Genomic DNA, 23,168 nt, shown 5'->3' with positions numbered 1-23,168 from the left:
TGAGGTCAACGTTCATACCAATTCGAATCTCCGTCTTCATACAATACCGTTTCTCCTTCGCCGGGATTCGTGTCCACGCCCAACGCCGCGTGGATCAACGCAGCCGGTTTTTTGTCGTCAGGTTTACAGGGTTGAACGACCATGTAAAGCGCCTGGCGAGGGCGTGTCATCGCGACGTACATCAGGCACAGCGCCTCGGTCATTTTGCCCGCCGCATCACGCCCGAACGCTTTGCGCCAGCGGGTGTCCAGAAAGTGCCAGGCCTCGCTGGTCAAGAAACGTGAGAGCCCGACCGGCGGTTCGGTCAGATTTCGCGAGTCTGCGATGCACAGCGGTGGTTGGCCGGTCAGATTGCCGTCCAACTCTGGTAAGAACACGGCGTCGAATTCCAATCCCTTGGATTGGTGGACCGTCATCACGCGAACGGCAGCCGATTGCGGTCGTTCGACTCGTTTCTCGCGGACCATTCGCACGAAATCTCGCAAGCGGTCGGTCGCGTTGGGCTCATAAGCAACCGCCAACTGGGCCAATTGTTTCAAACGTGTGGTATCGCGGGGGCCGCACACCGGTGCGAGGGCCGCGGCCAGGTGTTGGACGGCACGTGCGATCCCGACTTCGGTGACCAGATCCCTGACGTAGCCGGCCGACATGCCCTCGACCTGACCCAGTGGAGAATGGTCGACATGAAACTTCCAGCGACCATCGGCGGGATGTTCAGCCATCATGAATGCCGACAGGACCAAGTCGACCGCGGCGGAATCGACCAACGGGTTTCCGCCTTCCTGGCTGACGTCGACGCCGAGTTGTTCCAGCAGGAAGATCAGATTGGCGACGCCTTTGTTGGTTCGCGTGAGGACACCGATCGAACGATCCGGCGCGGCGCGCGAGAGTTCGGCAATGCGTCGGGCAGCCAACTGATAACAGGCCTGCGTCTTTTCCGCGCCGTCGCGGCTGTCGATCTTTTCGCAGGTCTCCATGCGAACGTAACCGGGTAACGAAGCCTTGAACGCCACGTGTTGCGGGAACCGTTTGGCGAACTGCTTGACGGCGCGGGCTTCGTAGGTCGCCTTGTCGGCGTCGTGACCGTCGGAGGCGGCGTCGGCGATCTTGTGTCGCGAGAGGTTCTTGAAAACGCGATTGATCAAATCCATGATCACCGGGCTGCTGCGGAAACTCGTGTTCTGTTCGATCGATTCGACGCCGCCGATCTCGGCACTGACCGCATCGAAGATTTCCGCCACGCCGCCGCGCCAGCCATAGATCGCTTGCTTGGTGTCCCCGACACAGAAAAACGAGCGTTTGACCGCGGCTTCCGGATCGGGATCGGGGTCGATGGCCGCATCGGCCGATCGAAACGCCAGCGGCCGAAGGACCTGCCACTGGGCCGGCGAGGTGTCTTGGAATTCGTCCAACAAAACATGGTCGATCGCGCCGTCCAGGCGTCGACTGATCGAGCGGTGGTCGACCTTGGCAAACTGTTTCGCCAACCGCACGGCGATGTCGTCAAAGCCGAGTGTTCGCAAGGATTGTTTCAGCTGCGCGACTTGTCCGTCGTACAACGCCAACACCTGACCGGTGGCGTCGTTTTGTGCCGCCAACAGCGAAAGGGTGTTGGAACGCGCGGCGGCGTACAACGCGCCCAGAGCGTCATCCAGGCCGTCGGGCAGCGCGGATCGGCCCAATTTCGTCGGCTCGCCGCTGCGTTTGGCCTTGGCATAGTTCTTGATCAGCGTTTCGGTCGCCAACGAATCGAATTGACGCGTCTCAAGTAATTCAGCCATCGCATCGAGTTTGGCGCGAACCGTTTTCTGGGGCGGCTCGGACAGGCGAAAGGAACCGGCGGCGGACGTCAACGCGGCATCATCGGGCGCGGTGGGCGCGTCCAGATTGGTCCACGCCTCGGGCGCCGTCTGACGCGCTTTCGTGTACGCGCCCGAGACGATTTGAATCAGCTCACGAACGATCGAGCGTTTGGTTTCACCTTTACTGAGCATCGCCAACAAAGTCGCCAACTCGCCGGGCTGTAGCATTGAGACCATCGAATCGATCGCGCGTTCGCGCAACCATGCTTCTTCGATCTCGTCGGTCAGTCGCCAAACCGGCGGCAGTTGCAATTCAAAGGGAAACGACTTGGCCAGCTGGGTGAACAAGCTGTCCAAGGTGCAGATGCGGATGCGATGAATGTTTGCGACCAGACGCTGCAACAGTTGCAAACACAGACTGCGGGGCAATGTTTCCAGGCCGACCTGCCGGCGCAGATCCTCCAGCGCCGCATCGTTTTCCGGATCAGCGGCTTCGGCCAACGTCAACAGGATCCGCTCCAGAATTTCGCCTGCCGCTTTGCGTGTGAACGTAGTCGCGAGAATCGATTCGGGGGCCGCTCCCTGGAACAGAATCTGCAACAGTCGTGCGGTCAAACGATACGTTTTCCCCGTACCGGCCGACGCCCGCACCAAGACAGGCGGCAGGTTGCCGTCGAGGAACACGTCGCTGGGGGAACGGTCGTGGGAGGTGATTTCGGTGCTCACTGCTCGTTGTCTCCTTCCGCGATCGCCGTACCGGCCAGCATGCGACTGGCAACTCCGGTCTGCAGAATCATTTCGTAATCGTCGTACATCACGCCTTGGTCGCTGGGGGCGAAATCACAGGCAAAGATTCGGCGGACGCATTGATGAATCAGATCCTTGGCTTGTTCCATCAGCGGTTCGTCGAATTCCGCGATATTGATTTTGGTTTCGTCCGCTTTGTCGCTGACATTAAAATAGCCCAGTTGGACCTCTTGCGGCGGCGCTTCGATGCCGAGAAAGGGCACCATCATTCGGTACAGCGGTAATTGCAGATCGATCCATTCGTATTGGCCGGTGTCGCGGTTTTTGCGAAGGTGTTTTTTCTCCGGTTTGTGGCCGTGGGTCTTGTAGTCCAAGATCGCCCATTGTCCGGTTTGAACATTGCGGTCGATCCGATCGAAACGCCCTCGCAATCCCATTTTTTTTCCGTCCACGGTGATCGAAGCGCCTTTGGATTCTTCGACGCTGGCTTCGGTCGCATGAATTCTCCAACCCTGCTCGATGCGTTTGGCTTGCTCGGCGGCGACGAAGTGCAAGCGCCGCTCGGCTTGACGGACTTGCAGCCGGACGGCGCTTTCGGCGTGATCGCCGTATTGGTCGGCTGCGTATTGGTGCAAGTGATGGCGCAACGATTCAAAGATTCGCTTTTCGTCGGCTTCGTCTTTCTCGGCAGACTCCCCAAAGTGCTCGACCGCGGCATGGACCAAGTCGCCGAACTGGTTGGCGGCCAGCTCGCGGGCCAAGTCGTCAACGGGTTTCAGATTCAGCACATGTCGCAGGTAAAACCGATAGGGGCATTCGAGGTAGGCCTTGAAAGCCGTCACGCTCATCGATTTGACGGGGCATTCGTCAGGATGGAATTCTGGAATGGGAAGATCCGTCGTTTTGCGATCGCTGTCCCAGCGGTGCGAAACGTTGACCTTGTCGCGCGTTCCGGCCAGCAGCATCCGGATTCGCCGAGCCACGTCTGGGGGGGATGAAGCGGACAATAAACGGCTGGGTGGCGTCGGTGTTCCGTCGGCAGAATGCTTGCCCACGATCATTCGGATGTCTCGGCGTGTCGACAGCAGCAACTGCGTCGCATACAGATCACGGGCATAGCGGCGTTCGTTGTCGGCGATTCGCAGTCGCGAACGCAGCGAACCGGGCAAAAACGGATCACTGGTGACCGCCGAGGGCACGAAGGGATGATTGAAACCGACCACGACCATTGCCGGCGAATCATCCAATGCCAAATCCAACCAGCCATGAATTTGTATGTCATCGGTGTTCTGGTTCTGCCCGACACGCAGATCGGATAGACGTGAGGTGATCATTTCCAACGCCGACGCGGCGGTGACGGGCGCGTCCAAGTGGCGGCTGAGTTTGGTGAAGCGTGTCAAAAGATCACGGACTTTGGCGACCGCTTCGACGGTCAACCGGCGATCGGGCCGAGTCGCATCGGCGGTTCGCAGGCCGGCAGCTTCCAGGTCGACAGTTCCCAAGTCGGCGTAAATCGATTCCAGCCAGTGCAGCAGCCGGTCGCACCAGTCGGCGATCGGTTGGGTCGGTCGCGGTCCGTCGGACAGGTGCTTGGGAATCAGGGGCGCGAGCCAGGCAAGGACGGCACGGCGCAGTTGTTCCGCCGCGGGATAGTGCTTCAGCGCCGCCGGCGGTAACGGATCGGACAGTCGCACCGGCAGATGATTGGCAAGCATCTGGTCGAGCGGAATCAGGTAGTCCTGCTCTGCCGCGTCGCTTTGTGGTTCGTTGAGTTGAGCGAGGAGGAAACGATGAACATCGCCGTGCCGCACCAGTGCCGCGAGCGATCGCCAGGTCGGCCGGGCGACCAAGGTGGCGGTGAGTGAAACGAGTCGCCCCACGGCGGTTGAGGCGACGGTCCAGCCGACGTGCCGGTAGGTCGAAAACCCGCATCCGTCGAGTTGCATTTCGGTGGCGGCGACGTGTGAATCATCGGTCACGCCGACGGCAATCTGTGCAGGTTGATAACGCGATGCAAATTCCGTCACTGCCTCGCTGACCGCGGTCGCTTGATCGGCGATATCGCCGGCCGGCACCAGATGGTCGTCGGTCAGCGGCAATTGGAAATCGGCAAAGGCGTCCGGCTTGAGGCAGCCGAGCCAATCAAAGCAAGCTTCCTTGTCCTGGGGGGCCGCGATGAAGGCCACGACGTCGCGTTCGACTTCGGCGATCACCTTGGCAATCGATGGATTGAGGTCACTGGTGCCGACCAGCGCGATCAAGCGTCCCGACCGAATCGTTTTTCGTTTGATCGCACGCCGACGCTGCTGGTGTGGGTCGCTGCGCCCGGCCGTGGCAAGTTCGCCAAGGTAGAGTTCGAAGAGTTCTTGCAGCAGTTTCCAGCGGGCTTGCTCGGCATCGCTGTCGGTGACCGAAACCACGTCCGCGAAACTCACCTCGTGGGCCGCCAGATCGGCCGTCAATCGCCGCAACGTCCCGGCGAGTTCCAGCCAGGGGCCGATCGCATCGGATTCCGGCAGCACGGGCAGCAGTGGTCGCAATGACTCGGCGTCGCGATGTTGCAACACCCGCGCCCAGGCCAGTGTTTGCTCGAACTCGATCGCGATCGGGGCCTCGGGTTGGTAGAGCAATTCGGCCAATTCTCCCGACGTGGTGATCCGGGGCGCGAGATAGTCGAGTCCCTGGTCATCGGCCGCCGATTGCAACAGCCGACCAAAACGCAGCATCGACTGTGCCGTCGGCAGCACGCAAATCCAGTCGCTCAAGTCCAAACGGCCGGTTTCGCCCGCCTGATCGATGAAATAGCGGACCACCCCGGGCAGCAAGGGCCGATCCCAGCCCAGAAACTCGCGTCGGCACAGCAATTCGGGAAAAAGATCAAATGACACGGCGAAGCAGCCCCCCTGGTGAAAATCCGTTTTTAAGCCTGCGGCGTTGTTGTCGTGTCCGGTCGTGACACGTCTGGTCCAATCCTATCGATTCCGGGCTTTTTGTGTGACCCGTGGAGCCAATCCATGGCCGCACGGCCGCGACAAACGATTCCAGCGTTACAGGTGCTAGAGGCCCGAGAATCGTTAATGTCGCGCCAACACGCATCCGATACGTAAACCAACGGACATACAGTGCGCAATCACTGTGTGCCGTCGGTGTGCCGAGGGGGGCACATCCTTTCGATGAACCGAACGTGGTTCATTGGGGCCGAAATCACCGGGACCTAGGAACGCGGCATGCGTGTGAACAACGCGAAAATGACAAGCCAAAACGGCGACCCATCCAAACGAATCGCCAAGCGAGCGGTTCTGGTGGCGGTGTTGGTCGCGTCCGGCTCTACTGCGGGCGGTCAACAACCGCAGGGCGGGATGATCCAATCGCGTTTCTTCAATCAAAACAACACCACGCCGGGAATCGTCCATGGCGGTGCACACACTGCATCCCCGATGCCCGTGGGCGCGGTCCAGTCCAATCCGTTTGTCACGCCCGAACAGGCTCCGGCGACTCCCGCCCACGGGGCGGTCCGGTCTGCGTCCACGGCCGGCGTCCATCCGTCGATGGCGGCGTCCCCGGTGGGACGCGTGCGGCAAAATCCGCGGTTCCATGCCTCGTCAGCGACCGGCGTCAGCGACCGACCGCTGATCGCGCTCGGATCCAGCGAGCACGTCCCCGCGACTCAGGTCGAGGCCTTTGACCGGTTCGGCCCTGTCCCCGCCGAGACGTTCGCCCAGCCGAATTCACCCGATCGAGCACAACTGTCTTGGGCGGCTAAAACAGCGGCCATCAACTCTCCGGCGCCGTTGGCGATCCCGACCGGTGCGGCCACGCCGATCCGGCCCGCATCGTCATCCAACGCCGCGTCTCGGCTGACCGCCGGGCACACCGCGCCCATCGGCATCGCCGCCGAACAGGATTCACGTGTCATTCCGGTCGCCGACGCCCGCGACGAGCAGACGCCGATCCAAGAAACGCAACCGATTTTCTTCACCCTGTCCGATGACACGGCCGAAGCCGGTGATGCGTTCACCAGCGAATATGAAGTCGAATCCGACACTGAGATCCCGGCAACAGAGACTCCAGCAACAAACGCTTCGGTCGCGGCAGTCCCACCCACCGACAACGCTGTCGAACTCGAAGGGGAATCGACATCCAGCGTTCAGGCACCTGCTGAGCAAGTTGCTGAGCAAGTTGCTGAGCGACCGATGCAGACGGATCCGAACGCGGAGCCCGCGGTAACCGAACCCGAGACGTCAGAGCCCGAAGCATCGCAGCCCGAAGCATCGCAGCCCGAAGCATCGCAGCCCGAAGCTTCGCAGCCCGCGACGCCACCGGTTGCCGCTGAGACGCCGGTGAAACTCGCTCCGGCGGTGAATTTTGCCGCCGAAGCCTTGGCTCCACTCGGTGACCATGCGGTCGCCGCTGCTGAGACGATGGCCCCGTCCGATGTCGATGCGGACCAAGCCGACGACACTGGGGTCGACGAGTTGGTGGTCAGCAACCGAGCACGCGTGCCGCTGACGGCCAAGTCTCGCGTCATCAACGCCGAACAGCACGTCACACCGCAAGCGGACTCACAGGTCCCGGTACTGCTGCAACGCAAAACCGTCGCGATCGCGACGCCGCCGATCGAATTGCAATTCGGCGATAGCGACAACGCGGTGGTGCAATCCACGATCGATCCGATTCGTTTTGAACCTGCTCCAGCGGCGCGCCAGGATGAATCGGTAACGGACCGTCCCACCTCGGCCGCGATCAGCGAAAGCTTGGGATCCGCTGAGGAGGCGGAGATGCCGTTGGTCCCCAAGGCGGCCGTCGCCCAAACGTTGGAAGATCGCTCCAATGACGTCCAGGACGCTGCTCCGGTCGGCTCGATCGTCCAGCCGAAACGCGACGCGAATCAAACCATTTCCCGACGCGATCCCGTTGCCAGCCGAACGCCGCTGAGCCAGCCCGTTGCCAGCCAGCCCGTTGCCAGCCAGCCCGTTGCCAGCCAGCCCGTTGCCAGCCAGCCCGTTGCCAGCCAGCCCGTTGCCAGCCAGCCCGAACGGAGAGCGTTGCCGGCACAGGCCCCTGGGCACGCGATCGTCACGTCGGTCGCCCCGGGTATCGAACAGATCGGCACCGATGAAACCCCGTTGATCGCGGCTCCGGTCGCGGTCAATCCGTCACACGTCGGCGCGTCTCGCACCGCGGCCGTTCAACCGCCCAACCGCACGACGCCTTCGAGCACTCGCGCACGGCTCGCGTCGTCTCGCCACAGCATCATGCGTCGCTCGATCGAACCGGAGCAGAAACGAATTGATGTGACCGTTCCCGACCCGAACCTGTCATCGTCGCAAGGGGCTCACACGCAAGACTCCGGCGGACAACGCGCCGCGGTCGTCCTGCAACTCAAACGTGCCCAGGTGCGATCGATGACGATCGGCGGTCGAGTACGGCGATTCACGATCGAAAACAAGGACGTCTGCCAGGCGTTCGCTTCCAGTGCCAACCAGATCAAATTGATCGGTACCGGCACGGGCCAGACCGAATTGACGATCTGGGCGGATGTCACCGACGGCGAGCCGACTCGCAAACAAACCTTTCAAATTCAAGTCAGCGAAGGGGTCGATGCGATCGGTGACAAGGTCGCCGCGCACACCGAGTTGCTGAACGATTCGATCGATCAAGCCTTTCCGACGGCCAGCGTTGTCGTGTCCCTGCGGGGCGGAGAGTTGGTCGTCACCGGTCACTGCGACGACGAAGACACGGCGAAACAGATCGTTCGCATGGTTCGAAAAAGTTGCCTCGTCCCGGTCCAAGACAACTTGAAAGTTAGATGATCCCAGCGGGCCGGTTTGCTCAGCGCCCAGGGACGGGCCGGCATGCCAAACGCGATTCAACCTGATTCAGATACGTCACACTAACCACTGATCCTTTGCGGCATTGTGCCGCACCGATTACGTCAACGAGGTTCGACATGAACATCCCTCTGATCCACTCCGTCATCCGGCGTCACGCCGCAAGGGTTCTGGCGATCGCCGCGGCCGCCATGATCGCTGGTAGCGGCGCCGTGGCTTCGGCGCAAACCGGATTGGTGGGCGCACTCGGCGGAGACCAACAGGTGTCTTCCTCGGGCGCCGCGATGTTCGGTCCGGGAACCAAGATCATTTCCGCCTCGGACGTCCGCACCGCGGCCGACGTCAGCCCCAGCGGACTCGCCCCGGGATCGATCTCACAAGCCATGGCCACCACCTCGGGGCCGCTCGGATCGCTCAACGCCGGCCGCGTCGCGCAAGTCAACTACGGCTGCCAAAGCTGCATGCAAGGCTCCTGCAACGGATCGTGCAACGGCTACGGGATGTCCGGCTACGGTGGGCAATCCATGGCCTGTGGGATTCCCTGCGATCCCTACTACTATGTGTTCGTCGAAGCGATGTACCTCGAACGTAACGGCGCAGACGGATTCAGTCTGACCCGCAACGCTCGGATGGACGACTTCGGATTCGAATGGGTGCCACGGATCACGTTCGGTACCCTGCCGAACTGCGTCAACGGTTACGAATTCACCTTCGTCGGACCGACCGAATGGAATCGCAACCTGCGGGTCGTGGACACCAACTCACCGGGAACCATCGATTCGCACCTGTTCGACGGCGACGGCCCCGCGACGGTGGCCAATCCCCATCCGCAAAACTTCGATGGCACGTTTCTGGATCCGTTCGACAACGCCAACCTGCAAACCCAGTTCTACAACAGCGAGTACTGGAGTGCGGAATTGAACAAGACGCTCGTCGGTTGGGATGTCGCCAGAGCCCTGTTCGGTGGACGCGTGATTCGCGTCGAAGAAGATTATGGCTACGCGTCGGAAAAGGACATCTTCACATCGTACTCGGACCTGACCGCGAGCACGCAGAACACGATGGCCGGGCTTCAGCTCGGACTCGACCTGCTGTATCCGGTCACGCAGCACGTTTACACCGACGTGCGACTGCGGGGCGGCCTGTACTATAACTTTGCCGATTCGGACGTGCGACTTCGCAACCAAGGCGTCACCGTGCTCCACAACAGTCGCGACGATGACGACTTTTCAGGTGTCTTCGACATCGGGCTGGGGCTTCGCTACCAATTGGGCGAGATGCTGTCGATCCGCGGCGGCGGAGAATTGCTCTACATCACCAACACCGCTTTGGTCCCCGGTCAAGTCAAAGCGAACGTCACCAATGCAATGGGAACCCGCATCGACATGAACGACGGTCTGCTGTTCTACGGCGGATCCTTCGGGGTCGAACTGCGATACTAAACGCCTCGCGGGGAGACTTCGGCAGCGATTGCTCTGCTGTCTCCTGCGGGTTGGACCAGTGGTTCAACCAGTCGACGATTCAACCAGTCAAACGATTCACCCAGTAGCCGCCCGGTTCTCTCCGCTTCGAGAAACACTCGAAACCGGAGAGGATCTCGCGGCTATTTTTTTTGTTTTCCGGCGACCTTCTTCTGCAGCCAGTTTTGCACGCTCTGTTTGGATTCTTTGTGCTCGTCTGGCTCACTCGACAAGGCGATGTCGGCGGTCAGTTTCTCCGGCTTGACCTCGCGTGCTTCCCCACGCCCGATATCCCGCAGACAGCGCGGACAGGTGCGGGGCGGCTGGCTGATGCGGATCCCGCACGAGGGACAGTAATACTGGACCTCCTGGCGGACCGCGGCTTCAAACAAGCCGCCGACGTCGCTGGCCGGGAACCACGCCGAGTCGTTCTTGCGCAAACGTGTCTCGGGTTTGATCTCACCCTTGCGGACCATCGCCAATAATTCGCTCGGACGCAACGGTCCCACTTCCGTCTGAACGTTGCCTTCCATTCGCTGTAAAAACCAAGCCGTCACGGTTCGATTCGCTCCCTTGAAAATCCCCGGTTCGCTGCGCCGATCAATGCACCTCGCCAAGGTTCATCGGCGGCGCGAACAGGGGCCATCGTCTCAACCTAAAGCACTTGTGTCGGGGCCGGATGGCCCACTCGGATTCATGCCGTCAGCCCAGTCGCCTGCGTCGTCTTTCGACTGCTGTCCCAGTTTAGCAGAATCACGCGGCAGGCGGCAAAAAACGCAAGGCCTTGCGTTTTCGCGTCGTTTGGCGAGATAATGACATGCCGATTCTCTCGCCTTGCACCAACCGGTCGCCCATGCGCTGTCCATTTTGCCACCTCGACGAAGACCGTGTCCTGGACACCAGGACAGCCGAAGGCGGTTACATGATTCGCCGAAAACGGGTCTGCACCAATTGTAACCGCAGATTCGGGACGGTCGAGAAAATCGAGCAGTTGACGTTGCGCGTCGTCAAACGCGATCAAACCCGGGAACCCCTCGAACGCGAGAAAATCCGTCGCGGCATCGAGCGGGCTTGCTCCAAACGATCCGTCCCGAGCGACAAGATCGAACAGGTCGTGCAAAGCATCGAAACGCAAATCTACCAGGAATACGAGACGGAAATTCCGGCCAAGGAGGTCGGTGAGATCGTCATGGCACACTTGGCACGACTGGACGAAGTGGCCTACATCCGATTTGCTAGCGTCTATCAGGAATTCCATTCCGCCGACGACTTCATCAATGAAGTCACCCGGCTGACGAAACGGCCGATCCGCAGCTGACGCACGCGCCGGACTGCGAGTGCTCGGGCCACATTTGATGTTGGGGTTGCGTTGGTCGAGCGGAAGAGGGGTCAGGCTGGAACTTGCGGAGCGATGACTTACCCACTGAGCCCACGGATAGCAGGGCGAACCCACGGATTCTTGCGCCCTGTCATCCGTGGGTTCGCGCTGCTATCCGTGGGTATCATTCTCGATCGTTAGCCCGGGCAAATTGCTGGAGTGCTTCGTCCAGATTGAGTTTGAGGGTTGATCACGATTGGTGAGCCGCTGGCCGTAAGGCCTCGGGCATTGGTTAGGCCCGGCCGCTTACGCGTCACGGCTCACTAAACCAACAAGCCGTTGGCGGAGCACTAACGTTTGGAACGTGACTGCATCCACCACGCGTACTCGGTGACGGTGATCGTCCCGTCGCGATTGGCGTCGGCATCGGCAGGACTCATCAGCATCTTCTTCCATTCGCTGGCGACCAGTTTCTTGTCCCCGTTGGCATCGTAGCGACCGATGATTCGCTCGGCGTAGCTGACCATCTTGTCATCGGGTGTGCCGACCGGGCCGCCGCCATCGGTGGAACTCGACGATGCGGATGAGGTGGAGGCCATCGTGGTGGCCGAGGGCGTGCTGGCACCCCGCTCGACCGCTTGGACGGCTTCCTCGGCGGTGATCACACCGTCGCGATTGAGGTCCGATTGAAAGAACTCGTTGACGGTGTCGTCATCCCATTTGGTTGCGAATTCGGCCATTTCGACCTGGCCATCCTGGTTGGCATCCTTATCGGTGAAGAATCCCGGCAAGCCTTCCGGCGTCCGTTTTTCGCCGCTGATCCGGTACGACTTTCGGCCGCCATAGACGTCTGGCGGTTCGACATCGCCGCTGCGATCACTCTCGCGGCGGCGGTTGCGATCGTCGTCGCGAGACTGTTCGGACGACTGGCGGCGACGGGCGTAGCGCACCGCGAGTTCACCTTCGGTCAAGCGTCCGTCTTTGTTGCGGTCGAAATCCATCGGGTTGCCGGAGAAGCGACTGGACAGTTCGTCCTTTTTCAAAACGCCGTCGCGGTTGCGGTCATAACGTCGGATCGTTTCCAGCGCTTGTTTGCGATCTTCATCGGTCACGACGACGTCCATCAGTTCCGCCGCCGGGCCGAATCCGGCCAGCATCGGTGGTGGCGTATCGGTTCCAAAACCGGGCACCAGCAGTTCGGGTGTCAGCGAATCGTCGTTGGACGAACCGCGATCGCGTGACGAATCACCTCCGCGCTCTTGCTGCATCTTTGCAAACGACTCACTGACCCGTTTGATCGAAATCGGCTGGCCGGGTTTGATGCTGGGGTCGGTCGACTGCAGGCGTTGGATCAAGAACTGGGCCGGCCCCTGTTGTTCGTCGGGATCGATGGTGCCGTTGCCGTTGCGATCGAGCCGGCTGAGAAAGCTGCTTGGATCGAAGCCGCCACCCGGGCCGCCGCGCGAACCACCGCCGCGTGAACCGCGATCGCCGCCGCCACCAAAGGGGTTGCCGCCGGGTCCTCCGCCGCCACGAAAACCACCTCCGCCCCCGGGGGGGCCTCCACGAAATCCACCGCCTTCCTCGCCGCCCCCCCGATTGCCGCCGCGATCACCGCCCCCACGCTGAGCGAGCGCGGACAGGGGGTCGCCGAGAACGAAAACACAAAAGACCGCGAAAATCGATATTTTTAGAGTGTTCATAGTGATGGAACCTCGGGCGGGGGCGAAGGTTCCGTCAGTGTAGCCAATCCGGGCCGATTCACCTAAAAACGGACGGAAAATTGGTGAGGTTCAAGGCGCGCGGATCTGATCCCAACGACGTTCGGATGCATCGTCGAGAAAACCGAGCGAAACCGGTCGCCGAGCACCGATACGCTAAAACGAATGGAAAAGACGCTGGCAGTCACTTGCGGAGCGATGAAACGACCACTGAGCCCACGGACTGAGCCCACGGATAGCAGCGCGAACCCACGGATTTTTGGCACTCTGTCATCCGCGGGTTCCACGACCTCATAATCAACGGTGGCTGAAACCCTATGACGTAAACCGCAGCAGGGCATAGTTCTTGCGGCCCTTGCGGAGCACCATCACGGTCTCGCTGGCCAGGTCGGATTCGCCCAGGCGACGGTCCATGTCGGTCACCCGTTGGTTGTTGATGTACGCTCCGCCCTCTTTGATCGTCCGTCGCGCTTCGCCACCGCTTTTGGCCAGTCCGGCTTGCTGCAACGCCTCGACGACCCACAATCCCTCTCCGGCGAGCACGTCGCGGGCGAGTTCTTGGCTGGGGACATCGGCAAAGATCTCGTTGAGCATGGCATCGTCCATCGCATCGATCTCGCCGCCGAACAGCGTTTTGCTGGCCTTCAATGCCGAGTTCAATCCGTCTTCGCCGTGCACGAACTGGGTCATCCATTCGGCCAGCCGTTTCTGGGCGGTGTTGCGTCCCGGGTCCGACGCCGTCACCTCGGCCAGCGAGTCGTATTCTTCACGCTCGATTTCGGTCAGGTAGGCGATGCATTTCATGACGTCTTCGTCACCGACGTTCAGCCAGTATTGGTAGAACGCGTAGGGGCTGGTCCGTTCGCGGTCCAGCCAGACCGCTCCGCTTTCGGTTTTGCCCATCTTGCGGCCGTCGCTGGTCGTCAGCAGTGGCGCGGTCATGCCGAAGACCTGTTTGCCTAGCATGCGGCGGGCCAGGTCGATGCCGGCGGTCACGTTGCCCCACTGGTCGCTGCCGCCGGCTTGGATCATGCAGCCGTGTTCGCGACACAAATGCACGAAATCGTAGGCTTGCAGCAGCATGTAGCTGAACTCGGTGTAGCTCAGTCCGGCTTCACTACCGAGTCGGGCCCGGACGGACTCTTTGCCCATCATGACGCCGACGGGGAAATTCTTTCCGACGTCGCGCAGAAACTCCAGGTAGCTGTAGTTTTGCATCCAGTCGAAATTGTTCAACAGGATCGCCGCATTGTCGCCTTCGAAGCAAAGGAACCGTCGCATCTGCGTTTCGATGCCGGCGATGTTGAGTTGCAGCTGTTCGGTCGACAGCAGGTTGCGTTCTTCGCTTTTGCCGGTGGGGTCGCCGATCATGCCGGTCGCGCCGCCGACCAGGGCGATCGGTCGGTGGCCGGCCTGTTGAAACCGCCGCAGCAACATCAACTGCATCATCGACCCGACGTGCAGCGAGGTGGCGGTGGGGTCAAAGCCGATGTAGACCGTTTGGGGCTGCGAATCGAGCAGCTTTTGCAAGCCCGCTTCGTCGGTGACTTGGTGAATCAAGCCGCGCCAACGCAGCTCTTGGATCAGGTCGTTCTCAGGCATGATTGGATTCGTGTTGAGTCTTCAGGATCGCCTCGGCGACGATCAAGTCATTGGGGTGGGTGATTTTAAGGTTGTCGGGCGAGCCGGGGACCAACGCCACCTGGACACCGATGCGGCCGACAAGTTCGGCATCGTCGGTCGCCGGTCGGCCGCGGTGTTTAGCGTAGGCGCGTTGCAGCACATCGAGCGCAAACACCTGGGGCGTCTGGGCCAGCCAAAGCGTACTGCGATCGACCGTCCGGCACGACGCCCCCGCGTCCAACGATTGCTTGACCGTCGCGGTGACCGGTGTGGCCAGTATCGCCGCTCCGGTTTGGTCCGCTTTGGCAAACACGGCGTCCAGGTCTGCGTTTCGCACCAGCGGCCGCGCCGCATCGTGAATGGCGATCAGCTGGACCGCAGTATCGTCGGCGACCCGCTCGACGCCGGCGCGGACACTGTCGGTCCGTTCGGCGCCGCCACACGCCAGTTCGATGCCCAGAGTGTCGACCTGCGAGCCAAACTCGCCTTCAAATCGCGGCCGGTCCTGATCCGAAATCGGCATCACGATCCGCGCGACCCGCCGATGGGCCCGCAACCGCTCGGCGGCGACCAGCCAAATGGGGTGCCCGGCCAGCCGCGCGAACAGCTTGTTTTCGTCCTGTCCGAATCGCCGACCACTGCCAGCGGCCGGCAGGATCACCGCGACGTTCTGGGGAGAAGTGGTCATACAGCAATGGGGCCTTCAAGAGGAGCACGGCAGTGGTGTTTCACAGCGAAGCATGACGCCTCGTCCACGACGAAACGATGACGCCGGGGCAACGCAATGGAGCGTTGGTGGTGGGGGTTACTTCCGTGCCGCGTCGTGCCGCAGCGGCACCCAGGCCGCGTTCTCTTGGCTGCTGGCGACACACTGCTGGATGAAGAACATGCCTTCGACGCCGTCGTAACAATTGGTGTAGACCGAATCGCGTCGCTCGAACGTTTCTCCGCAGGCACGTTTGGCCATGTCATCGAAGGCGGCATTGTAGACGTTGGCGAACGCTTCGAAAAACGCCTCGGGATGCCCGGCCGGGATGCGGCAGGCGGCACGGCCCATGGCGTTGATGTGTGCCGCTTTGGGATCACGCGTGTAGATCTGATGCGGCTTGCCGTTGTGCCGCACGATCATCTCGTTGGGGTTTTCCTGTCTCCATTTCAACGAGCCCTTGGTGCCGTCGATTTCGATTTCAAAATCATTTTCACGGCCATGGGTGACTTGCGAGGCGGTGAGTGTGCCGAGCGCCCCGTTTTCGTACGTGATGATCGCCGTCCCGTAGTCATCCAGACGTCGGCCGTCGACGAAGGTTTTCAAGTGGCAGCTGACCTGGTCGGGCAACAAGCCGGTCATGTAGCGACCGAGGTTGTAGGCGTGGGTGGCGATGTCGCCGAACGCGCCGGCTGCACCGCTCTTGCTGGGGTCGGTCCGCCAGGCCGCTTGCTTGCTCTCCTGATGCTCCATCGCTTCGACGAGCCAGCCCTGGATGTACTGGGACCGGATCGCGTTGATTTCACCGAGTTCACCGCTGAGAATCATCTCACGGGCCTGGCGGATCATTGGGTACCCGGTGTAATTGTGCGAGAGCGCGAAGACGACGTCGCTGTTCTTGACGGTTTCGAGAAGCTGTTCGGCTTGGGCAAGATCGTAGGTCATCGGCTTGTCGCAGACGACGTTGAATCCCGCTTTGACGGCCGCTTCGGCGACCTCGAAATGGACGTGATTGGGGGTCGCGATGCTGACGAAATCGATTCGCTCGTCGGCGGGCAACTTCAGTTCCGCATCGAGCAATTCCTGATAGCTGGTGTAGGCCCGTGCGTCGTCGATCCCGTAATCCGGTGCCGATGCTTTGGCCCGTTCGGGGTTGCTCGACAATGCCCCGGCGGTCACCACCGCACGATTGTCCAGGCAGGCGGCAATCGAATGGACCCGACCGATGAACGAGCCTTGTCCGCCACCGACCAGGGCCATGCGGAGTTTTCGATTCAGGGGTTCATTCATGCCCATAGTAGATTTTGTTGACCTCGGTGATGCAAAGGGAGACAATTTGAGCGGGTTGTTGATTTCTCGCGTGGCCGGCAATCGTAAAGACCCGCCGGCTAGCCTACAATTCCCCGTCCAGGCGTCACGCCGGCTCGTTGTCCGGCGGCGTCGGCGTTGCTGTTTGATACAATTGAACGCCCCTCGCCTGTTACCTCATCCTCGCCGCACGGAGCAGAATTCCATGGTTGACCAACCCCAACAAGCTGATCAGCGATCGTTCGTTCGACGTCGGGCGGTCCCCCTGCTCGCGGCCGCGACGTTGACGTCGATTTTCGTGGCGGCGTATTTCGCCGGCCAGACCCACGCCTTGAGGCAAGCCAATCAGGCGACGACCGCACAGGCGGCTGCCAGCGGTGCGGATCTTCCCTCGGGATTGAAATTGCCGACCCTGGACGCCACGGCCGCCTTCTCCAGCGAAAAATTCTCGATGGCAACCGGATTCGTCAGCGCCAATGCCGAAGGCCTGTTTGTGCTGGACCACAATTCGGGCCTCTTGCAATGTTCCGTCATGTATCCCCGACTGGGCCAATTCCTCGGCCTGTTTGTTGTGAATGTCCATGACGCCCTGGGGACGGGGAAAGGCGCCGAGTACATGATGATGACGGGGCTGGTCGATATGCCCAGCAGCAACAGCAATCCCCTGGCCTCCTCGGTGGTGTATGTCCTCAATACGACCACCGGGATGTACGCCTGTTATTACATCCCCTTCAATCGCACCATGATGAATTCCAACAAACCCCAACAAGGCAACTTGGTCCTGTTGGCAACCGGCAGTGCGGACCCGGTCGTGGACCGCGACGCGATTCGCTAAACGCTCCCTGGCTTGATACATCAAAAGGACTTGCATTGGCTCACGGATTGAACCCGGCGCAATCAGACGCCGTCGAAACACTTTCAGGTCCCCTGCTGGTGCTGGCCGGCGCCGGGACCGGAAAGACGCGGGTGGTGACGTTCCGCATCGCCAACCTGATCCGCCACGGCACGGCCCCCGATCGGATCCTGGCGGTCACGTTTACCAACAAAGCCGCCGGCGAAATGAAGGAACGCGTCGGCGAGTTGCTGGGCTATGCCGGTAAACGAAAGAAGCGGGGTGAGAAACGCCCCGAGCCGACGATCAGCACGTTCCACGCCCACTGCGTCCGCGTGCTCCGGCGACACGCCACGGCACTCGGCTATCCGGCAAAATTCTCGATCTACGATCGCAGCGACCAGGAATCCCTTGCGCGCGAAATCCTGCGACAGCTGCGGCTTCCCGGCACGGCGCTCAAACCCGGAGACTTGCTGGGGATCATCAGCAACTGGAAAAACGATTCCATCCACCCCGACAAAGCGCCCTTGGTCGCCTCGACCGACAAAGAACACCTCGCCGCGGCCGGCTACCGACGCTACCAGGAAGGACTCAAGACGCGCGGCGCGATGGACTTTGATGACCTGCTGTTGCAGACCGAAGTCCTGTTCGATGAGCATCCCGAGATCCGTGACGCCGAGGCGGCGAAGTTTGATCACGTGCTGGTCGACGAGTACCAAGACACCAACGGCAGCCAGTACCGGATCACCAAACACCTCGCCGGCAAACACCGCAACCTGTGCGTCGTCGGTGACGATGACCAGTCCATCTATGCCTGGCGTGGGGCCGACGTGACCCACATTTTAAATTTCAAGAATGATTGGCCTGATGCGAAGATCGTTTGCCTGGAAGCGAACTATCGAAGCTGTGGGTCGATCTTGGAAATGGCCAACCGGCTGATCAAGTTCAACGCCACGCGTCACGATAAAGTCCTCCGCCCTTCGCGCCCCGACGGCATGCGGCCTCGGATCGCGCAGCACAAGGATGAAACGAAAGAATCGCAGTCGGTCGTCGGCGAGATCAAACACCTGATTGAAAACCAACACGTCCAGCCGCGTGACATCGCGATCTTGTTTCGCACCAACGAACAGCCCCGTCTGTTCGAAACCGAATTGCGCAAGGCCGACGTTCCCTATGTGATGCTGGGAAGCCAATCGTTCTTTGATCGCCGCGAAGTCCGTGACATGGTGGCGTACCTGAAATGGATCGACCAACCCGATGACGAAGTGTCGTTGCTTCGCATCATCAACACGCCGTCGCGCGGGATGAGCCCCAAGAGTGTCAAGACGTTGATGGAGCACGCTGTCGCCGACGGGGTCTCGATCTGGCAAGTGATGCAGCGCCGCGACATCGTTGCGGATTTGTCCCCGGCCGCCCAGCGTGGCGTCGCCGATCTGCAATCGGTCTACGCCGACGTCACCGCGCGGGCTAAGAGCGAGTCGCTGACCGCGGCCATGGAAACGCTGCTGACGCGGACCGCCTACGCCGATGAAATCAACCGCCTGTACGACGAACCCGAAGACCGTCAAAACCGCATGGCCTCACTCGGCGAAGTGGCCAACGCGATCGGAGCGTTTGAAGACAATCGCGAGGACGCCGATCTGACCGGCTTCCTGGCCGACATCGCGCTGTCCGGCCGTGAGATGGGAAATGAAAAGGACAAGCTGGCGATGCAAAACGCCGTTTGGCTGCTCACCCTGCATGCGGCCAAGGGGCTGGAGTTCCCGGTCGTCTACATGGTCGGCATGGAAGAAGGCTTGTTGCCACACTCGCGGAGCGTCAAATCGGGACGCGAAGAAGACATCGCCGAAGAGCGACGATTGTGTTACGTCGGCATCACGCGGGCCCAAGAGCAACTGACTCTCTCGATGGCACTGACGCGACGCAAATGGGGCAAGCCACGCCCGACGATCCCCAGCCAATTTCTCTACGAAGTCACCGGCCAAGCGACCAACCCCCACCAGTTCCGCAAACAACGAAAAATGGCCGGGCGGTAAATGCGGTCGCGAGGTCGTTTCGATCAGCCCTCGGCACTCTCGTCGATGTGTTGCCAACTCTTGGCTGCGCCGGGCGTCGCGTTCGATGGACCAATGGGGCTCATGGGAACGAGATTGCCTCTTTGTCCTATCGGCACATTGCGATGACACGCCCTGGGCGTCTGTGGGCGTCCTACTAACTTAAACCAAGGGCGACGACACGTTGGATACGGTCAAGATTTCCAGCGTGTATGATGACGATCCGTGAAATCGACAGTTGCGCAGTCACAGAATGAATTCCGATCGCCAGGAATTTCCGCTGTCCATCGACAACGGGCATTGTGCACCAATCACGAAAACGTAATGAACCTCGCTTTCACAAACGTCACCATGAAATCATCTCCTGCTGCGGCAGCTGCAACGCTAACCGGTTTCCGGTCGTTACTCCTCGCACTCGTCGCTTTGTCGCATTCAGCAGTCGACGCGGGCGACGAGCGGCCTAACATCGTCGTTTTTTACACTGACGACCATGGGCATGCGGATCTTTCGTGCCAGGGAGTCGTGGATGACATTCGCACTCCCAATGTCGACGCGTTGGCTAAGAACGGAGTGCTCGCCCGACATGGATACAGCACCGCGCCGCAATGTGTGCCCTCGCGTGCTGGACTACTGATCGGAAAGTTTCAATCGAAATTCGGTGTCGAATCCAACGTAAAGTCGTTGGACGGTTTTGACCGTGAGCTGACGATTGCCGAGCGTCTGCAGAAAGCGGGTTACATGACCGCACAATTCGGCAAATGGCACCTCGGCCCGGGGCCAAAAATCACCGAGCACGGATTCAAGCATGTGTTCAACCAAAACTCCGGTGCCCCCTTCGCGGCCAACATTGCTCTCGATGGTAGCGATCGTGAGATGTCGACCATGCGACCGGAGATGTATCATGTCGACGGTTGCAGTAGAGCGGCCGCCTCGCTCATCGAACGCTACAAGAATGTTCCGTTCTTTCTGTATGTCGCGTACCGTGCGCCCCACGTTCCGTTGGACGCGCCGCAAAAGTACCTCGATCGCTTTCCGGGCAAAATGCCTGAGCGACGTCGGCAAGCCTTGGCAATGCTGTCCGCAGTGGATGATGGTGTAGGACTGATCACTGAGACGCTGGCGCAGAACAACCTGACTGAAAAGACGCTGATCTTCTACGTCGGGGACAACGGTGCGCCGCTAAAGATTCACAAGCTCGACGCGCCCGGCGGCGGACCAGGTTGGGACGGTTCCTTGAACGACCCGCTCAACGGCGAAAAGGGAATGCTCTCCGAAGGCGGCATGCACGTGCCGTTCGTGATCTCTTGGCCCGGCAGGATTCCCGCAGGTCAAGTGTTCGAGCACCCGGTCAGCGCGCTCGACGTCGCAGCGACGGCCGCCGAACTGGCGAAGATCGAATCGAAACCAGGGGACTTCGACGGCGTCAACTTGATCCCCTATCTCACTGGTAAACAGAAAGAAGCCCCCCATGAGTTTCTCGCCTGGCGCTGGGTTGCCCAGTCGGCCATTCGTGAAGGCAACTGGAAGCTGCTACGCGGCGGTGACCGTGAGTATCTGTACAACCTGAAGAACGATCTCGAAGAGCAACAGAACCTCGCCGGCGAGCATCCCGAGATTGCCGATTCTCTTCGAGAGAAGTTAACGCGTTGGGCCAGCCAGCTCGACCCGCCGGGCCTGGCCAGCGGTGGCATGTCCAAAGCGGCGACCGACTACTTCGACTTCTATCTCGACGGCAAACCGGCGGCGCCCCCGCGTCAAACGTTCGTGCCGAGATCGGACTCGGAAAACTCCGAATCAAAATCAAAGGACTCAGCGTCTCGATGGCTCATTCGCAGCGGCAAAATGAAAGTCACCAGCGAGGGCTTGCAGCTAGAATCGCAAACGCCGGCCGGACAGAAAACACCGTTCATGACCAGAAATGGTTTGAGTCTGTTCGGCCCGGTTTCGATCAGCATGGTTGTCAAGACGGCAACGTCCGGTGCGATCGGCTTCTCATGGCGAACCTCGGCGGACAAGGACTTCGCCGCGGCCAATCGTGTCAACGTCGCAGTCGAAACGTCGGGCCAGTGGCAAACAATCCGAACCAGCCTGCCCAGCCGATCGAAGATCATTCATGTCCGGGTGCATGTCCCGGCCGGAACCACGTCGATCAAGTCCATCGAACTGAAACCTGCATCCGGGAAGACAGTGACGCTGATGCAGTGACGTCACGCCTGCATTGAGCGTCCCCGAACACGTGGCCGATCAAGCTGCACATCCCAAACTTTTTTTCGGTCTCCGTTGCGGGCAAATCGGTTCTCAAACGGATCCTCCCTACAGTGCCTCGAAGGCAGCGCTGATCAATCCCCTTAAGTTCTCGTGTCGATGGGTTAAGATCATCGAGACAGAACACTTCGAAATTGCCAATCCTCCGTCAGAGATGTCATGGTCCAATCCAACGAGCTGAAGCCGAACACTCTGTTCATCGAAGTATCGGGTGCAGGTCTTCCCGAAGTGGATGGTCTGTTCGTTCCATCCACGGCTCCGCCGACCGAGTCGGAATCCGGTACCGTTTCGAGCCTTGGCTATTGGAATGGCAAGATGGCGTGGGATCGCGCCGATGGCAAAAGTGCTCGAAGTCCTGCGCTGTCCTATTCCAACAGTTACAAGTCCTGGCGAATTTGTCGACTCGATGGTCATCTCGCCTACGACATGACGTGCGACGATGAACTGCCGCCGACCGATAGGCAATGGCACGTTTACAAGAAAGGCGTCGCTCCGGCTCCCAAGGTCGTGGTGCATCACTGCGACCCACGACTCCCTTGTCCCAAGGCGAATGTCGTTTTCGTTTTGGGAGGTCCGGGGGCGGGGAAAGGAACGATGTGCGAACTCGCCGAGTCGCAGCTCGGCTGGACTCACTTATCCGCCGGCGATCTGCTGAGGGCCGAGCGTGAAGCGGGAGGCCCGACCGCTGCGATCATCAACGAGGTCATTCGCGACGGAAAGTTGGCGCCGGATGAAATCATCGTCAGTTTGCTGAAGAAATCGATGGAGACGATTACCCGATCGACCGGCAAGAAGAACTTTCTGCTGGATGGCTTTCCCCGCTCGCTGGGCAACCTCGAAGGCTGGTACGACATCTTCGGGCGAGAGGCGGAGTTGCCAAAGATGCTGTACTTCGAGTGCCCTTACGATGTTTTGCGGAAGCGTATTCTCGGCCGAGCCAAGTACACCGGCAGACGCGACGACAATGTGGAGAGCCTGAAGAAGCGATTTGATACCTTCAAGGCACAAACGCTGCCGACCGTTGAACTGTTCAAAAGCCAAGGCAAGTGTGTTGAGATCGACACCAGCCAAAGTCGCCAAGCGGTTTATGACGAAGTCGTCAGCCATCTGGCTGAGCACACCGACAAAGCATTTGTGGCCAAGCCGCTCACCGAGAGAGCGGAGATGCTGCTCGGATTAAGGCCCTATCCCAAGCAGAAGGCCTGAGCAGATTAGTTGAGACGCCTCGTCGTGAAGACCGATGGCGTGCAACACACCGATCATCATGGACAGCGTGACACCGAGAGATCCACCGGGCGTCGAGGGTGAGTTGCCGGTCGGATTTGACTTGGGGGACCGGAGAGAAGAAACTAGGAGCAGGAAAGGTACACGGTTTCTTGCCGCCAGGGGATCACCACGCGTTTTTTAGACAGCGATCCTCTGGTTTTTTCATGCGCGGAGGTCACCCGCGATGGCATCAATCGGGTTCGAGACGACCGTCCGGCGTCCGCACTTCAATGAA

Annotated in this window: 14 protein-coding genes; 7 read left to right on the top strand and 7 right to left on the bottom strand. The window is 60.3% G+C overall.

Annotation, left to right across the window (positions count from 1 at the left end):
- Positions 1-5: 5 nt before the first annotated feature.
- Together TBK1r_RS25180 and TBK1r_RS25175 are read right to left on the bottom strand one after the other, a co-directional pair.
- A complete protein-coding gene (locus TBK1r_RS25180) occupies positions 6-2,528 on the bottom strand; it encodes a UvrD-helicase domain-containing protein (protein WP_145217145.1) in 2,523 nt (840 codons plus the stop codon).
- On the bottom strand, positions 2,525-5,437 hold the full coding sequence (locus TBK1r_RS25175) for a PD-(D/E)XK nuclease family protein (protein WP_145217142.1): 2,913 nt from the start codon (positions 5,435-5,437) through the stop codon (positions 2,525-2,527). Before TBK1r_RS25175 ends, TBK1r_RS25180 begins: the two co-directional genes overlap by 4 nt.
- Positions 5,438-5,797: 360 nt before the next feature.
- Here TBK1r_RS25175 and TBK1r_RS25170 point away from each other — a divergent pair, with 360 nt between their 5' ends.
- Together TBK1r_RS25170 and TBK1r_RS25165 are read left to right on the top strand one after the other, a co-directional pair.
- Positions 5,798-8,362 carry a pilus assembly protein N-terminal domain-containing protein gene (locus TBK1r_RS25170; RefSeq protein WP_145217139.1) on the top strand — a complete coding sequence of 855 codons (2,565 nt, stop codon included), beginning with the start codon at positions 5,798-5,800 and terminating at the stop codon, positions 8,360-8,362.
- A 137-nt stretch (positions 8,363-8,499) separates the two neighbouring features.
- Positions 8,500-9,822, top strand: a complete 1,323-nt coding sequence (locus TBK1r_RS25165) for a hypothetical protein (RefSeq protein WP_145217136.1) — start codon at positions 8,500-8,502, stop codon at positions 9,820-9,822.
- Positions 9,823-9,983: 161 nt separating this feature from the next.
- Here the strand turns inward: TBK1r_RS25165 and TBK1r_RS25160 are convergent, their stop codons facing one another.
- A complete protein-coding gene (locus TBK1r_RS25160) occupies positions 9,984-10,397 on the bottom strand; it encodes a DUF4339 domain-containing protein (RefSeq protein WP_145217133.1) in 414 nt (137 codons plus the stop codon).
- Positions 10,398-10,693: 296 nt separating this feature from the next.
- Here TBK1r_RS25160 and nrdR point away from each other — a divergent pair, with 296 nt between their 5' ends.
- Positions 10,694-11,158, top strand: coding sequence for a transcriptional regulator NrdR (gene nrdR / locus TBK1r_RS25155; RefSeq protein WP_095738409.1), 465 nt, complete (start codon positions 10,694-10,696; stop codon positions 11,156-11,158).
- A gap of 350 nt (positions 11,159-11,508) precedes the next feature.
- On the opposite strand, the gene TBK1r_RS25150 is transcribed toward nrdR, so the two are convergent.
- The 4 genes from TBK1r_RS25150 to TBK1r_RS25135 form a co-directional block, all read right to left on the bottom strand.
- Positions 11,509-12,861: an EF-hand domain-containing protein gene (locus TBK1r_RS25150; protein ID WP_145217128.1), complete on the bottom strand. Its 1,353-nt coding sequence runs from the start codon at positions 12,859-12,861 to the stop codon at positions 11,509-11,511.
- Between the two features lie 333 nt (positions 12,862-13,194).
- The gene (tyrS, locus tag TBK1r_RS25145) at positions 13,195-14,481 is read right to left on the bottom strand and encodes a tyrosine--tRNA ligase (protein WP_145217125.1); all 1,287 of its coding nucleotides are present in this window, start codon (positions 14,479-14,481) and stop codon (positions 13,195-13,197) included.
- On the bottom strand, positions 14,474-15,190 hold the full coding sequence (gene ispD / locus TBK1r_RS25140) for a 2-C-methyl-D-erythritol 4-phosphate cytidylyltransferase (protein WP_419580377.1): 717 nt from the start codon (positions 15,188-15,190) through the stop codon (positions 14,474-14,476). The genes tyrS and ispD overlap by 8 nt, the downstream gene beginning before the upstream one ends.
- Before the next feature lie 117 nt (positions 15,191-15,307).
- On the bottom strand, positions 15,308-16,498 hold the full coding sequence (locus TBK1r_RS25135; protein ID WP_473772458.1) for a Gfo/Idh/MocA family protein: 1,191 nt from the start codon (positions 16,496-16,498) through the stop codon (positions 15,308-15,310).
- 223 nt (positions 16,499-16,721) lie between these two features.
- Between TBK1r_RS25135 and TBK1r_RS25130 the strand changes: the two genes are divergently transcribed.
- The 4 genes from TBK1r_RS25130 (at position 16,722) to TBK1r_RS25115 (ending at position 22,873) form a co-directional block, all read left to right on the top strand.
- Complete coding sequence (locus tag TBK1r_RS25130; RefSeq protein ID WP_145217122.1) at positions 16,722-17,351, top strand: hypothetical protein; 630 nt, start codon at positions 16,722-16,724, stop codon at positions 17,349-17,351.
- Positions 17,352-17,386: 35 nt separating this feature from the next.
- Positions 17,387-19,384, top strand: coding sequence for an ATP-dependent helicase (locus TBK1r_RS25125; protein ID WP_145217119.1), 1,998 nt, complete (start codon positions 17,387-17,389; stop codon positions 19,382-19,384).
- 369 nt (positions 19,385-19,753) lie between these two features.
- Positions 19,754-21,607, top strand: coding sequence for a sulfatase family protein (locus TBK1r_RS25120; RefSeq protein WP_145217116.1), 1,854 nt, complete (start codon positions 19,754-19,756; stop codon positions 21,605-21,607).
- Positions 21,608-21,826: 219 nt separating this feature from the next.
- On the top strand, positions 21,827-22,873 hold the full coding sequence (locus TBK1r_RS25115) for a nucleoside monophosphate kinase (RefSeq protein ID WP_145217113.1): 1,047 nt from the start codon (positions 21,827-21,829) through the stop codon (positions 22,871-22,873).
- Positions 22,874-23,168 lie beyond the last annotated feature (295 nt).

It is taken from the genome of Stieleria magnilauensis, from assembly GCA_007753675.1.
GTDB classification, from domain to species: Bacteria; Planctomycetota; Planctomycetia; order Pirellulales; family Pirellulaceae; genus Stieleria; species Stieleria magnilauensis.
The sequence above is the reverse complement of the archived record's forward strand: the minus strand, read 5'-3'. Positions and strand labels throughout refer to the sequence as shown.